Here is a 14540-nt window from a genome sequence, read left to right on the forward strand (position 1 = left end):
ACGATCCAGCTAATCTAGAACTGAGTCGGTTTATTCTCTCAGATTACGGCGTTCAGGTTACGACGCAATCATCTCAATTCCTACTGTACTTAACGCTTCAGCATTCCAAGCGCTGTAATAGTCACTGTTGTGAATCAACCTCTGTCGAGCGTCCAATAATTTCTGAATCGGCTGGACTGTGAAGTTGATAAACGGATCATGCCGAGTTCGGACTCCATTCACTTCAAACGGATCATCAGGATGTCCTCCAAATGCAATTAACCCCAAGGCGCTAAGTTGCTGATTTAGGGTTGCGATGAACAGATTGAATGTTTCAAAGCTGATTGCAGAGGGGTCTGGATGAAGCACGATCAGCACGTCTTTCTGAGGATTGGAGGTGAAGATCTCCCTTATTTTCTGATAAACTTCTGCATCTATGTCGTCGCCTATCTGAAAGGAATAAACCCAAAACTCCAATCTTTGTTGTAGTCGTGCAGATCGCACGAAGGGGCAAACGGGCAGCCCTGAAAAAAGTGGATGAGAAGCTTCTAATGAGTTTTGAATGTACGCAAGCATTGCATTACAGACCTGCTCGACCTCTGGCATAAATAAATTCTGATAGTCTTAATCGGCACCAATCTACTGGCTAGGCTTAATATTTGAAATACCTAATTCGGTAGATTTTGCGAAAATCGCCCTAACTGTGTGTGCTGTCACCCTAACCCCATCTACCTGTTCTAGTTCCCCAAATGTAAGACAACGATACCGGTAAAAGTTATTCTGAAATAGCCAGGCAGTATGCGGATGTTTAACCAGTTCCAAAATCGTTGACTAAACTACCAACAGCCGATAGCATCTTGTTATGAAACCCATTACTCGCCGCCAGTTCATTACCACTGCTTCACTTGCTACAGGATTTGCCTTGGCAGTGCAGCCTATTTCTAAAGCGACGATTACTACAGACGCAGCAGGATTAATTGCCGGAGCCGTCAAGATTCCAGTTCAAGATGGCGCAATCCCAGCATACCGGGCTGCACCTGCAATTGGAAACAATTTCCCGATCGTACTGGTGATTCAAGAAATTTTTGGGGTGCATGAACACATTCAAGATGTCACTCGACGATTTGCAAAATTAGGATATCTTGCGATTGCACCAGAGATGTTTGTCCGTCAGGGTGACGTTTCAAAGCTGAGCAGCATTGAACAGATTCGCTCGATCGTGGCAAAAGTACCAGATGCTCAAGTGCTTTCTGATTTAGATGCAACCGTCGATTGGGCAGTCAAATCCGCTAAAGGAAATGCAGACAAACTGGCGATTACAGGCTTCTGCTGGGGAGGACGAATCACTTGGCTTTATGCCGCACACAATTCCAAGGTTAAAACTGGAGCCGCTTGGTACGGGCGATTAGTTGGTGAATCAACGGCGCTCACTCCAAAGCACCCGATCGATATTGCTCCAACGCTCAAAGTTCCAATTCTCGGATTGTATGGCGGTCAAGATACAGGTATCCCGCTCAGTACCGTTGAGAAGATGCGCGACAACTTAAAGTCGAGTTCAAGCCAGTCTGAGATCATTGTTTATCCCAATGCGCCTCATGCGTTCTTCGCGGACTATCGTCCCTCTTATCGAGAAGCAGACGCGAAAGATGCTTGGAAACGTCTTCAGGCTTGGTTTAAGCAGCATGATGTTTAGTCAAAGAATGCTATTTTAATGCGTTTCCTGCCTCACTAAGCAACATTGCGATATCTTGAATCTTTGCCGCAGTTACTTCGTCATCTCCGACTTCACTACTTGCCGCAGCAGTGTTCGCACTTAAACTTAGCAAAATATCGGACAATGCGCGGTCTGTTTTACCGTCGTTGTGAATCGCTTCCTCAAGTTGACGCAGATCTTCGCCTAGCGAAGTCTGATTGAATTGCAAAGCCCAAGCTTCAACGAGCGCGATCGCTTCATCCGTAGGAATCGACTGAAAATCGCGTCCTAGCGTGGCAAGTGTCGTATCGAGATCAATGTTTTGGTTCATCCTTTGCTGAAAATAACGACTGAAGCAAGGTATCATTAGCTGCATCGTCCAAGAGAGCGCCTACTTTTTCTTCCGATTCTTGCGACGAGATCCGCATTGCTGTTTTTGCTTGGCTTTGCGATTCGACTGGGAGGGCTGTTTAGTTTGTCTGCCAAAGCCACTGATTACTGTGGAATGAGCATTCGTCTTGGGTAAGAAGTTGAGCAACAGGCTCCGAATATTATAGCTTCAATCCATCGCGTTGCAGTTTCTTCAGAGGATCGAGTGCAAAATCAATTACCCGACGCTCTCGTACAATGATTTCTGCGATCGCGCTTTGCCCAGGAGTCAGCTTAATTCGCTGGTTCTGACCTGAAATGTAATCTTGATCCAGACTCACCTCCACCTCAAAGACGTGGGCTTGTCCTTGCGGCGTTTCAACCGATTTAGAATCCGGTGCAATCCAGTGTAACCGCCCTTGAACCACTCCATAATCCTGAAACGGGTAAGCATCAAACTTAAGTTTAATCGGCATTCCCACTTTCACGAAGCCGCTTTCTTGGCTCGGTAATTGAGCACGAAGAATCAGCGGAGACGATTGGGGAGCAACTTGAGCGAGCAATTGACTCGGTTGAACCACAGCCCCCGTCCGTTGAATCGGCAACTCAAACACAGTGCCGTCAGCAGGCGCACGAATGGCACGCTGTTTTAACTGAGGTTCCAGCGCTCTGATTTGGTTCTGGGTTTGAGCAATTTCTGTATCGATTGAAATGAGTCTCGCTTTGAGTTCTTTGATGATTCTGCCCCGTTCCTCTTGCATCTGATGAAGTTCAGCTTTTGCCTGCTCTACTGCTTGTCGGCTGTCGAGTACGGTTCGTTCCATTTCCACCACTTTGACTTGAGGCACAGCCCCAAGCCTCTGTAGTTCTTTGTAGCGTTCCACTTCGTTGAGATCTTGAGCGAGTTTTGCTCGAAGTAGCGTATCGTTTCTGAGACTCGCACTCAGTTGCGATCGTGCAGCAGTTTCTTGTTGACGTTTGACTAGCTCAAACTGAACCGCTTGCCCTCGTAGCCCTCTAAGCTGCTCTTTCGTGCGCTGCAACTCATTCTGCACCATGTCCGAATCTAGCTCTAGCAGAACTTGCCCTGCTTTTACGGTTTGTCCGACTTTGACATGAATTCGGGTTACGGTTCCGGCAACCGGAGCATCTAATCGAAAGCTCTTGCCCTGGGGTTCAAGTTGTCCTTTTGCACTTCCGGTTTCCTCGACTTTTGAGAATGCTGCCCAGGGAAGTCCAATCGTTGCAAATCCTATTAGGGCATAGAGCAATCCTTTTGTCCAAGCTCGCGGAAGTGTATCGAGTAATTCTTGAGCAGAGTTTGACCAGCTTTGATCTGGAGCAATCCTTTTAGGAGCTTGAAGAACTTGTCCTTCGGAATCCACAGGTTTATCAAGGGAATGGGACTGTTTAGAGGTCAACGGAGATCGAGTATCAAAACGCTCAGGCATAGCGACACTGTGTTGATATCTAGAGTTTAACTGCTCTGTTCTGATGTCATAGTCAATTAACTTGCAAGGGTTAGCTGCTGCTGATTCAGGTAAAAATAGTGTCCTCGCTCTGCCATCAACTCGTCATGTGTGCCTTGTTCGATCAACCGACCCTGATCGAGTACGAGAATCAGATCGGCGTGACGCACTGTGGATAGTCGGTGAGCAATGAGGATTGTTGTACGATCGCGCAGAATCGTATTTAGATTCGTTTGAATCATGCGTTCAGATTCGGCATCGAGATTACTAGTTGCTTCGTCCAGAATTAGTAGTTTTGGATCACCCAGGAGCGCCCGCGCGATCGCCAGTCGTTGTCGCTGTCCGCCAGAAAGCATTCCGCCTCCTTCTCCAATGGCAGTTTCATAGCCCATCGGCAATTCCTGAATAAATTGATGTGCTCCTGCGAGTTGTGCTACCGGAATAATCTCTTCTAAAGTCGCTTCTGGATAGGCAACACTAATGTTTTCTCGAATCGTGCCGCCGAATAAGAAGGTATCTTGATCGACTACTCCAATCTGCTGCCGTAGTGACGACATTGAGAGCGTCGTCAGATCATAACCATCGATCGAAATCTTGCCTCCAGTCGGTAAATAGAGTCCAAGAAGTAGCTTAGAAATCGTTGTTTTACCAGAACCACTGCGCCCCACTAGTGCCACCATTTCCCCAGGTCGCACCTCAAAACTGACTTCTGAGAGCGTATTTTCACTACCAGCATGGTACTGAAACGTGACGTTTTCAAAACGAACCTGTCCGCGCATTGCAGGCAACACTTGACGATCTTGCTTCCAGAGATTTTCTTCGGGTTTTGCTTCTAGCACATCATTGATTCGCTCGATCGCAATCACGACTTCTTGCAAGTCATCCCATACGGTAATCAATCGCTGAAAGGGACTGATGACATTTCCCACCAGCAGATTGAACGCGACTAATTGCCCGATCGTGAGTTGATTTTGAATCACTTGCCATGCACCAAACCACAACAAAGCTGTTGTGAACAATGTTTCGATCGTGGCACTCAAAATTTCTAATCGATTGCCGAGAACTTGACCCGCAAAACTCGTCCTTACAGCTTTACTCAGTAGGTCTTCCCAACGCCAACGCACCGTTTGTTCGATCGCCATCGATTTCACCGTTCGGACACCACTGACTGCCTGAATGAGATAGCTACTTTCTGCGGTTTCTGCCTTGAAAATCTCACGCGAAATTCGTTGTAAAAATGGGGTTGCGATCAAGGTCAGTAAGAGCATCGGTGGCAGAATCGTTAAGGTTAGTAATGCCATTCGCCAGTTGTACCAAAACATCAAGCTCAGGTACACAAAAACAGTCATGACATCTAAGACGATCGATAAAGCATTCCCGGTGAGAAACCGTTGAATCTTATTGTTTTCTTGAACACGAGAGAGAATATCTCCCACATAACGAGATTCAAAGAAAGAAAGTGGTAGCTGGAACGTATGTCGAATAAAGCCGATAACTAAGGCGAGACCAATCTTTTGAGCGGTGTGATCGAGCAAGTACTGTCGGAGTCCGGTCATTGCGACTCGAAATAATCCGAAAATTAGCAATCCGATACCAACGGCGGTCAACGTCACCGAACTGCGTTGAACAATGACGCGATCGAGCAATAGCTGAGTGAGTAAGGGTGTGACTAATCCAATCATCTGAATTAGAACAGAAACCACAAACACTTCAAATAAAACAAATCGATGCGGTTTGACTAACTCAAAGAATTGCCAGATCGTCTGTGTGTCTTCATCGACTTCTTTCAGAAAGACCGTCGGTTGTAGTAGTAGGGTGTAGCCTGTCCAACCCGATTTAAATTCCTGATGAGTGAGACTCCGTTGACCGATCGCAGGGTCACAGAGAATCACGCGATCGTGCGTCACTTTGTAAACCACAACATAGTGATTGCCTTCCCAATGCACGATCGCGGGTAAGTCTTGTTCTGCTAGTTTTTTCAGACTTGCTTTCACAGGTCGAGCTGCAAACCCAATACTTTCTGCCGCGCTCACCAATCCTCTGAGCGAAGCACCCTCCCGATTCACGTTCGCAATGTCGCGTAATCGATTGATGCTGAATCGTTTGCCCCAATAGCGTGCCACCATTACTAAACAAGCTGCCCCACAATCGGCTGCACTCTGCTGCTGGAAGAAGGGATATCGCTTTGCCATGCCTCGCCAAAACTGATGAGCCTTGACTCTGGGACTTGGAAAGAAGGCTTGCTGAATCATCGGTGGTTTTGTGGTCATTGCAAGTTACTCCCGGCAAGCAGTGCAAGCAATTCGTAACGCTACTCGCTTGAAAACGCAGAGATGCATGAAATGCTTACACTACATACCATATCAATCAGACTTATGATCTAAAGAACCTCACTTTGGGACAAACTTAATCTTCACCCCCCCTGACCTTGTTGCTGACCTTGTTGCTGATCGTGACGGCTGCCGAGATAGTAGCCAGCAGCCGCTCCAGCACCCGTTGATACTACCGTTGTTGGTAGTGGATGATTCTTCACCGCCTCGTTTGATCTACGGTAACCGTTAGCGATTCTGCTGCCAGCAGCGACTGCTCCTCTGACAACATAGGGAGCAGCGAATCTAGCAGCAATATAGATCCCCGCTAGAACAGGAAATACGCCGCCTTGAATAGAATTTTGCTCATCCTCAGAAAGAGGAATCAAAACATCTTCTGAATTAACCATTTGCTGTGCTTGATTTTGCATGATTTTTCTCCAATTCAACTGATTCATGTTCAAAACTGAACCGGGCTATGCCTGAGAAGCTTCTGTGATGGATAGTGGAACGATCGCTCATTCGACACAATCTCGGCAAAAATAAATTGAGTTACGTAGTGCAGCATGGCTACCTGCCAACCCAGAGAAGTGGTTGAACGATCGCAACATTAATCTCGATCGCTTCCTAAGTTGAGAAGCTCATCACTTGCTTAAGAAAAAGGTTTCTCTGAAGGGTTTGTGTTCAGTGAAACTCACCTAAATGGTGGTCTGAATCTGACTGGTGTTCTGATTTTGACTCGTGATCTGGGACGTGAACACGCTTCGTAATAGGCTCTTCTTTCTCCAGGCGCAATAAGGGCATCTAGTGGATTCGGACGACATTGTCGCTGTTGTCGTCGGATGATTGCATCTATCTCCCTCTGAGAAAGAGGACGAGGCGGAGGTGGCTTAGGATCAAACCGTCCTCCTGCGATATGGTAAAGCTCTGTAGCAGCCCTAGCTGGCTCGATCTGTGTATTGGCAATCAGGGCGAATCCAACGATCGTAGTTGGGACAAGTCCAACGATCGCAGCAGAAATCCGAAAGTGACTTAAACGCATTCTTGTTTCTCCCGAAGTATTAGATAAAGGCTTCGTTGCTTGATTGCGAAGGGGTTGCTCTTCTTTGATTCACGGTACTGTTTAAGATGCGATGAACATTGACCGAGCAGTGAGAACGTCACTTGATTTTTAATTGTTTTCGGGTGAACAATAATTTAGGCAGATGATTCCTACCAATCCTATGACGATGCTCCAAACGAAATGATCTTGTGCAAGGCTCTCAGGTGTATCTCCTCGATCGATCCGCGCCTTGCTGACACCCGTCGGGTCATACAGAACTGGAACCGCTTGATTTTCATTCGCAGACTTGTAGCAAGAATCCCAAAATTCAGAGATTTTTCCGTTGCTTGTAAAAAACTTCACCTTCAGGTCGCAACTGGATGTGCAACCAGTTCCAAAGCCGCCCGTTGCATAACAATTCGTGACTTCTTTCCTTTGAGTGACAGTTCCAGATGTTAGAAGCGCTTTTTCGCGAAAAGCTACTTCAACTTGATAGAAATCGGGGAGCTTCACGAGCATCCATCCCGCCCCCATTAAGGGCAACCCACCGAACGGGACAGAACACAGGATTGCAAGCGTTAACTGTCTGATACGAGTCCCTGTGCCCCTCGTATTTTTTGTAATTAGTGGCTGATTCATCAGGTTGAAACTCCTTCAGAGTCTACTAGGGAATGAAAGAGCAAAGCTGTTGTCAGAAGTACCTATCACCGTCTCTATTTCACCAGAATATCTAGTCGTTGAGGCTTTGAATAGGGGCAGTACAGTGCAGTTAAGGGCAGATACCTTAAGTTCATCGATTTGCACTATTTTTTCGCATTCAGCCAGGTCTGAATCTCATTCACCAGCCAGATAGACTCTTCTTCAGTGAGTTTCCAATTCAATCTATAATTCTGGTCGGCTCGAATGATAACTGTCCAGTCCCGGTGCGATGTATGGGTGGTAGACACTTGAGATGAAGTAATCGAAAGATATCGAATGGCTGAGAGCCTGCCTGATTCTCGTCTTATAGAAAACCACGATCGAGTGATCACCATAAAGTGATCGCATCTCCTATCAAATTGAATCGAATTTCCACTTGCAGGAGAATCTTTTCTGTCTCTGGCTTCCCACAGAATTTTACCGATCGAGATCAGGTAAGCCAGGATGAACCCAAGGGTGAATGCGTAAGCTCCGTCAGCGAATGGCAACAACGTAAAGCTGATAAAAGCCCAAGCGAGGTAGAAGAGGTAGAACGCAAGCGGAAGAATACTATCACTAAGATTGGGTGAACGTTCACGAACCTTGATTTTGAGAATTTGTGGAGTTTGCTCGATGACAAGATGAGGACTGATGCGTTGAATTTTCTTCGATTGCTTAGAGGAAACAGTCTGAATTCTGTCCCGAATTGGAATCATTGAATCTATCCCTTGTTCCAGTGCTTCGCGGGCTTCACGGGCACTGGTAAACCGATTCTCCAAGGCAGGTTCGGTTAGCTTCTCTAGCCACCGGACAAAACTAGAATCTGTCATGCGATCGCGAAACTCAATCCGCAGATTGCGTTGGGGTAGATTAATCGGAGCAATTCCAGTCAGCAAATGAATTAACGTTGCTCCCAATCCGTACAAATCTGATGCGGCAACCGCTCGCCCGCCAAATTGTTCCAGTGGAGTATAACCGTAAGTGCCGACGATCGTAAACGTTGCGCCTTCGGTCGTGGCGCGATCCTGCACTGACCCAAAATCAACTAAGTAAACCTGATTGTTTGCACCCAAAATCAGATTACTCGGTTTAATATCGCGATGCAGCACCGGTGGCTTTAATTCGTGCAAATCGTGCAAAATTTGCAGAATGTCGATCGCGATTCGCCGCACTTCTTCTTCGCTAAACCGCTTACGGTCTTCGATTAATTGCTTTAGCGAGGTTCCGGGAATATAATCTTGCACTAAGCCCCACCAACAGAATGGAGAATCAGCCTGCGGATCAACCAAGAAATAGTTGCGATAGCGTGGAATTCGAGGATGGTCAAGAGACTTTAAGATTTCCGCCTCTCGTTCAAACAGCTTTAAGTCTTGCCATTGCTGAATCTCAGTAAATACTAAGAGCTTGATAACAACCAACTCGTAGACATCGGTAGCTAAGTCTGTGGCAAGCCATGTTTGCCTCGCTTGGAACGATCGCCCTAACGGGTGTTGAAGTTGGTAACGCTCTTGCAGAACCTGATTTGCTTGAAACATAACTTTACTCATGTTTTTACAATCAGCATAGGCAAGCTTTGACTGTTTAGGCAGGAGCAGATCGATGCAGTTGAAGGCAGATACATTAACTTCAGTGATGTGCATTACAACGGCTGTCTAAAACTCGATAAAGTGTGGGTAGCGATTAGTGCAACACAGACGGAACCGCTCAGTGAGGCTGATAATGACCCAAAGTCGTAAAAGTCGCGGCGTTCGAGCCACAAGGGAAGGCATCGAGATTCTGGAACAGAGGCGGATCAGCAAAGGCTGGTCTCCCAAGGCACTTGCGAACCGAGCAGGCGTTTCTCTAGATACAGTGGAGCGACTGCGCGATCGTGTAGAGAAGGTGGAACGAGAGTCAGTGCGAAAGATCGTCTGTCCCTTAAATCTGCAACCCACAGACATTATCGATCCGGATGAGTGGGATGGCAAACTTTCGATAGAAGCCGAATTAGCGCAACAGTTACGCATCGCATTGGTGGGACGAAATGTATTCATCTCTGAAGAAAAACTGCGACAGCGTGCAGACTGGTTTAAGCACTTTACTAAAGCATTAGAACAATGTGATTGTTATGTACTTCTGTTATCTCAAGCGGCGATCAGTGAGGTGGTCACAAAAGAAATTTACTTCGCTCTGGAGTTATACGATTCTCAAAATAGTCCCGCAATTCTTTGGGTTCAGGTTGGGTTAGATGTTGTGCTGAATCCCGATGTATACGACTCCTTAGCCGACTTCCCGTGGTGGAGATGGACATCAACAGAGGATACTTCTGCGATCGTTGAAGCCATTCAAAATCTATTGCCCCACTCGGCGGAGAAGAATTTGCTAACCCAAAAAAATATTTCTCCTACTGCCCCAATCGCATTACGAGAATACCCGACAGGTCAGGTGCCGCTTAGCTCTGATTTTTATATCGAACGTCCCCCGATCGAATCGAATTGTTATCAGGAAATTCTTCATCTAGGAGCGCTCATCAGAATTAAAGCGCCGAGGCAGATGGGTAAGACCTCATTGATGGCAAGGGTTCTCCATCAGGCGAGAGAGCATGACTGTCATACGGTTTGTTTAAGCTTTCAGTTAACCTCTAGTAGCGTTTTAAGTAATTTAGAGAAACTCATGCAATGGGTTTGCGGTTCTGTCGGTCAAAAGCTGGGTTTACCCAATCAGTTAGCCGAGTACTGGGACGACATTTTTGATGGCAACTATAACAGCACTACTTATTTCGAGAACTACATATTGGCAGAAACAACACGTCCCTTAGTCATTGGCTTAGATGAAGTCGATCGTGTATTTGCTTACCCAGACGTTGCGAATGATTTTCTTGGACTGTTGAGAGCTTGGTATGAAAAAGCAAGGTATGGCGATCAAGGCAGTTGGGAAAAGCTTCGGTTCGTTATCGTTCACTCTACAGATGTTTACATCCCGATGAATTCAAACCAATCGCCATTTAACGTAGGTCTTTCGATCGAGTTACCAGAGTTTACGCAAACGCAAGTTCAGAATTTAGCTCAGCGATACCAATTAAACTGGACAGATTCCCAGGTTGAGCAACTCATGAATTTAGTTGGGGGACATCCTTTCTTGGTGCGAATGGCGCTGTATCAGGTTGCTCACGAGAACATCACGCTGGACCAGATATTGAGCCAAGCGACAACTGAATCAGGATGTTATGGTGATCATCTCCGCCATCAGCTATGGAACTTAGAAAAGTATCCAGAGTTAGCAACAGCGTTTCATCAAGTTGTAAACACAAACGCTCCTGTTTCGTTGAAATCAGTCCTAGCATTTAAGCTTTACAGCATGGGGCTTGTGAGATTAGAAGGCAATCATGTTGTTACGCCTCGCTGTGAGCTGTATCTTCGGTATTTTCGCGATCGCTAACAAACGTGTAGGTATTTTTTGATGAGTTCAGCACAAACCCCAACCTATCAATACCAAGTTGGGGGCAGTTTACCCCCCAATGCTCCCACTTATGTTAAGCGGCAGGCGGATCAAGATCTCTATGAGGAGTTAAAGTCAGGCGAGTTCTGTTACGTGCTCAATTCGCGGCAGATGGGCAAGTCAAGTTTGCGCGTCCGAACCATGCGCCGTCTGCAAGCGGATCAAATCATCTGTGTTGTGATTGATGTGACCGCGATCGGAACGCAACAAGTCACACCCGATCGCTGGTATGCAGGGCTAGTTAGCACGATCGTAAATAGCCTAAAGCTCGAATTAGACTTCCGAACTTGGTGGCGTGAACATGACTATCTTTCTGCGGTAAGTCGTCTAGATCTTTTCATTGAGTCTGTGCTGCTCGTTCAACTCTGCCAACCGATCGTGATTTTCATTGATGAAATTGACAGCACTCTCAGCCTGGACTTTAAAGACGATTTTTTTGCGATGATTCGATCGTGCTACAACAAACGTGATCATGTGGCAGCATATCAACGCTTGACGTTTGCGCTACTAGGCGTAGCAACGGCTTCGGACTTAGTGCAGGACAAGAACCGTACACCCTTTAATATTGGTCGAACCATCGATCTAACAGGGTTCCAACTGCATGAAGCCCAGCCGCTCGCTGAAGGATTGACCGAGAACGTGAGCCATTCTGAAGCCGTGCTAAAAGAGATATTAGCCTGGACAGGCGGACAGCCCTTTTTAACTCAGAAACTATGTAGTTTGGTTCAAAAGAGTCCTCCTGAACTGAGCGACAACATTTCAGAGTGGATTGAGAACTTTGTCCACCAAAATGTGATTCAAAATTGGGAGACTCAGGATCAGCCAGAACATCTAAAGACGATTCGCGATCGCATCTTGAGAAACGAGAAACGGGCAGCCCAACTGCTCGGACTTTATCAGCAAATTTTGCAACAGGGTCAAGTCGCTGCCAACGGTAGTCCGGAACAGGTGGAGTTGCGGTTATCGGGCTTGGTGGTCAAGCAGCAGGAAACACTAAGCGTTTATAATCGCATCTATGCCACTGTTTTCGACCAAAAATGGGTTGATCAAGCCTTATCGGAGCTACGTCCCTATGCTAAGAAACTTACAGCTTGGGTCGCTTCTAAGCAACAGGATGCCTCCCATTTGTTACAAGGGCAAGCATTCTACCAGGCTCAAATTTGGGCAGCCGACAAAAGCTTGAGTGTTCAGGATTATCAGTTTTTGAGTGCGAGTCAAGAGCAAGAACAACGAAAAGCGAAACGGCAGATTCGGATGGGGTCTGCCATTTTAGCCCTCTCGTTTATTGGCACACTGGCAACGCTTATGGTGGCAGATGAAGCGCTTAGGGTTGAGAAGGAGGCGAGTAGAGCGTCTAAGGTTTCACGGATTCAAACATTGAACGCGACGGCTGAACGATTACTTGGCACAAATCAGCAATTAGAAACTAAACAACTCGAAGCACTCGTCGAAAGCGTCAAGGCAAGGCGAGAGTTACAAGAGTTACAAGCGTTACAAGGCACGATTGGAGTTCCAGGCGATCTGAAAACCAAAACAGCAAGCATTCTGCAACAGGTGGTCAGCGCGATTCAGGAGTCCAATCGATTGGAAGGTCATGATGGCTCGGTCACGAGCGTGAGCTTCAGCTCTGATAAACAGCCTGATAGACAACTAATCGCGTCTGCAAGTGAAGATGGAACAATCCAACTGTGGCACCGCGATGGTCGTGAGTTCAAAACGCTCAAAGGTCATAATGGTTCGGTCACGAGCGTAAGCTTCAGCCCTGATAGACAGACGATCGCTTCTGCAAGCGAAGATAAGACGATCAAACTGTGGAATCGATCGAGCAACAAAGTTAAGACACTTCACGGACATACGGGTGCAGTGACAAGCGTGAACTTTAGTCCAGACGGACAGATGATTGTTTCTGCCAGTAAGGATAAAACGATCAAACTATGGAGTCGCTCTGGCAATGAGATTAAAACATTTAAGGGGCATGAAAGCCCAGTCACAAGCGTGAGCTTCAGCCCCGATGGACAGACGATCGCATCCGCGAGCGAAGACAAAACAATCAAACTGTGGAATCGATCGGGCAATCAACTCAGAACGCTCAAAGGGCACGAGGACAAGATTTATCAGGTCAGTTTCAGCCCTGATGGGCGAACGATCGCTTCTACCAGTTGGGACTACACCGTTAAACTCTGGAACAGATCTGGAAAACTCAAGAGTACGTTGAAAGGACATAGCGATCGCGTGATGGGTGTCAGTTTTAGCCCCAATGGACAGACGATTGCGACAGCAAGCAGTGACAAAACGATTAAACTGTGGAATCGACAGGGCACACTGCTCAAAACATTGAAGGGGCATGAAGATCGAGTCACAAGCCTTCAATTTAGCCCAGACAGCCAAATGATCGCTTCCGCCAGTTTCGATCAAACGGTTCGAGTTTGGAAGATTGGGGACAGCCTGCCTTTAATTCTGCAAGGACATACAGGGGAAGTGTACGGGGTTAATTTCAGCCGCGATGGTCAAATTCTTGCAACTGCTAGTCAAGACAACACAGCTAGACTTTGGAGCCGGGCAGGAAGCGCGATCGCAACTCTCAAAGGGCATAACAATCGAGTCTGGAGCGTCAGCTTTAGCCCCGATGATCGAATTCTTGCAACTGCTAGTTGGGACAAAACGATCAAACTTTGGAGCCGAGAAGGGATATTGCTTGCAACCTTACAAGGACATCAAGGCTGGGTGATGAAAGTTAGCTTTAGTCCAGACGGTCAAACTCTTGCTTCAACTGGAAGTGATAGAAGTGTTATTCTTTGGAACTTAGGCGATAGAACAATCAAAAAGCAATGGAATAGCAACCATCAAGAGAATGTTGTGGATATCAGTTTTAGTCCAGATGGACGAACGATTGCTACTGTAAGTGATGACAAAACAGCTAAGCTTTGGGATCGAGACGGCAAACTTCTACGATCGCTCACAGGACATAAAGATGAGGTTAACGGCATCAGTTTTAGCCAGAATGGAAAAATGATCGCAACCGCGAGTGACGACAAAACGGTTAAACTTTGGAAAACGTCAGATGGCAGCCTTCTACGATCGCTTGAAGGACATAATGAGCGTGTGATGACTGCGCGTTTTAGCCCGGATGGAAGTTTGATTGCAACGGCTAGCTTTGATAAAACAATTAAGCTCTGGAAAACGTCGGATGGCAGCCTACTTCAAACTTTTTCAGGTCACACAGATTGGGTTTGGGATGCCAGCTTTAGCCCAGATGGGAAGATGCTTGCTTCAGCGGGTCGAGACAAAATGATTCGACTTTGGCGTTTAGCGAGTGCTAAACAACTGTCTGATGGGTGTGAGTGGCTCCATGATTATTTGAAGACAAATTCGCACTTAGAGGAAAGCGATCGTCACATTTGTGACAGATAACGACTCTTTCACAATTTTGGTGAAGCTGTCAAATGACAGTGACATTGGCGGCATGACAGCTATCAACCCTGCTTCAGAAAAAGCGATCGTAAAATGACACCTAGAAATGACAG

Annotated in this window: 11 protein-coding genes; 3 read left to right on the forward strand and 8 right to left on the reverse strand. The window is 46.6% G+C overall.

Annotation, left to right across the window (positions count from 1 at the left end):
* Positions 1-57: 57 nt before the first annotated feature.
* The gene (locus tag NIES2104_RS31840) at positions 58-357 is read right to left on the reverse strand and encodes a hypothetical protein (protein WP_156426971.1); all 300 of its coding nucleotides are present in this window, start codon (positions 355-357) and stop codon (positions 58-60) included.
* A gap of 484 nt (positions 358-841) precedes the next feature.
* Here NIES2104_RS31840 and NIES2104_RS15830 point away from each other — a divergent pair, with 484 nt between their 5' ends.
* Positions 842-1672: a dienelactone hydrolase family protein gene (locus NIES2104_RS15830; RefSeq protein ID WP_058999263.1), complete on the forward strand. Its 831-nt coding sequence runs from the start codon at positions 842-844 to the stop codon at positions 1670-1672.
* 10 nt (positions 1673-1682) lie between these two features.
* Here NIES2104_RS15830 and NIES2104_RS15835 read toward each other — a convergent pair whose 3' ends face one another.
* The 7 genes from NIES2104_RS15835 to NIES2104_RS15860 form a co-directional block, all read right to left on the reverse strand.
* Positions 1683-2003 (reverse strand): hypothetical protein, encoded by a 321-nt coding sequence (locus tag NIES2104_RS15835; protein WP_058999264.1) that lies wholly within the window; start codon positions 2001-2003, stop codon positions 1683-1685.
* 220 nt (positions 2004-2223) lie between these two features.
* Positions 2224-3492 (reverse strand): HlyD family efflux transporter periplasmic adaptor subunit, encoded by a 1269-nt coding sequence (locus tag NIES2104_RS15840; RefSeq protein ID WP_058999265.1) that lies wholly within the window; start codon positions 3490-3492, stop codon positions 2224-2226.
* A 56-nt stretch (positions 3493-3548) separates the two neighbouring features.
* Positions 3549-5780: a peptidase domain-containing ABC transporter gene (locus NIES2104_RS15845; RefSeq protein WP_082690011.1), complete on the reverse strand. Its 2232-nt coding sequence runs from the start codon at positions 5778-5780 to the stop codon at positions 3549-3551.
* A gap of 143 nt (positions 5781-5923) precedes the next feature.
* Positions 5924-6250, reverse strand: coding sequence for a hypothetical protein (locus NIES2104_RS15850; RefSeq protein ID WP_156426972.1), 327 nt, complete (start codon positions 6248-6250; stop codon positions 5924-5926).
* A 263-nt stretch (positions 6251-6513) separates the two neighbouring features.
* Positions 6514-6861 carry a hypothetical protein gene (locus NIES2104_RS31845; RefSeq protein ID WP_156426973.1) on the reverse strand — a complete coding sequence of 116 codons (348 nt, stop codon included), beginning with the start codon at positions 6859-6861 and terminating at the stop codon, positions 6514-6516.
* 129 nt (positions 6862-6990) lie between these two features.
* On the reverse strand, positions 6991-7500 hold the full coding sequence (locus tag NIES2104_RS15855; RefSeq protein WP_156426974.1) for a hypothetical protein: 510 nt from the start codon (positions 7498-7500) through the stop codon (positions 6991-6993).
* Between the two features lie 164 nt (positions 7501-7664).
* Positions 7665-9074, reverse strand: a complete 1410-nt coding sequence (locus NIES2104_RS15860; protein WP_072218213.1) for a serine/threonine-protein kinase — start codon at positions 9072-9074, stop codon at positions 7665-7667.
* A gap of 184 nt (positions 9075-9258) precedes the next feature.
* Here NIES2104_RS15860 and NIES2104_RS15865 point away from each other — a divergent pair, with 184 nt between their 5' ends.
* The gene (locus NIES2104_RS15865) at positions 9259-10956 is read left to right on the forward strand and encodes an AAA-like domain-containing protein (protein WP_058999269.1); all 1698 of its coding nucleotides are present in this window, start codon (positions 9259-9261) and stop codon (positions 10954-10956) included.
* 21 nt (positions 10957-10977) lie between these two features.
* Entirely contained in the window at positions 10978-14427 is a 3450-nt protein-coding gene (locus NIES2104_RS15870; protein ID WP_058999270.1) for an AAA-like domain-containing protein, read from the forward strand.
* Positions 14428-14540 lie beyond the last annotated feature (113 nt).

The sequence above is a fragment of the Leptolyngbya sp. NIES-2104 genome (assembly GCF_001485215.1).
In the GTDB taxonomy this organism is placed as follows: Bacteria; Cyanobacteriota; Cyanobacteriia; order Leptolyngbyales; family Leptolyngbyaceae; genus Leptolyngbya.

Bases quoted from the DNA above. Each gene is read 5' to 3' on its own strand.
- NIES2104_RS15845 (WP_082690011.1), bottom strand. From the start codon at position 5,780: ATGACCACAAAACCACCGATGATTCAGCAAGCCTTCTTTCCAAGTCCC.
- NIES2104_RS15870 (WP_058999270.1), top strand. From the start codon at position 10,978: ATGAGTTCAGCACAAACCCCAACCTATCAATACCAAGTTGGGGGCAGT.
- NIES2104_RS15865 (WP_058999269.1), top strand. From the start codon at position 9,259: ATGACCCAAAGTCGTAAAAGTCGCGGCGTTCGAGCCACAAGGGAAGGC.
- NIES2104_RS31845 (WP_156426973.1), bottom strand. From the start codon at position 6,861: ATGCGTTTAAGTCACTTTCGGATTTCTGCTGCGATCGTTGGACTTGTC.
- NIES2104_RS15860 (WP_072218213.1), bottom strand. From the start codon at position 9,074: ATGTTTCAAGCAAATCAGGTTCTGCAAGAGCGTTACCAACTTCAACAC.
- NIES2104_RS15830 (WP_058999263.1), top strand. From the start codon at position 842: ATGAAACCCATTACTCGCCGCCAGTTCATTACCACTGCTTCACTTGCT.
- NIES2104_RS15835 (WP_058999264.1), bottom strand. From the start codon at position 2,003: ATGAACCAAAACATTGATCTCGATACGACACTTGCCACGCTAGGACGC.
- NIES2104_RS15850 (WP_156426972.1), bottom strand. From the start codon at position 6,250: ATGCAAAATCAAGCACAGCAAATGGTTAATTCAGAAGATGTTTTGATT.
- NIES2104_RS15855 (WP_156426974.1), bottom strand. From the start codon at position 7,500: ATGAATCAGCCACTAATTACAAAAAATACGAGGGGCACAGGGACTCGT.
- NIES2104_RS15840 (WP_058999265.1), bottom strand. From the start codon at position 3,492: ATGCCTGAGCGTTTTGATACTCGATCTCCGTTGACCTCTAAACAGTCC.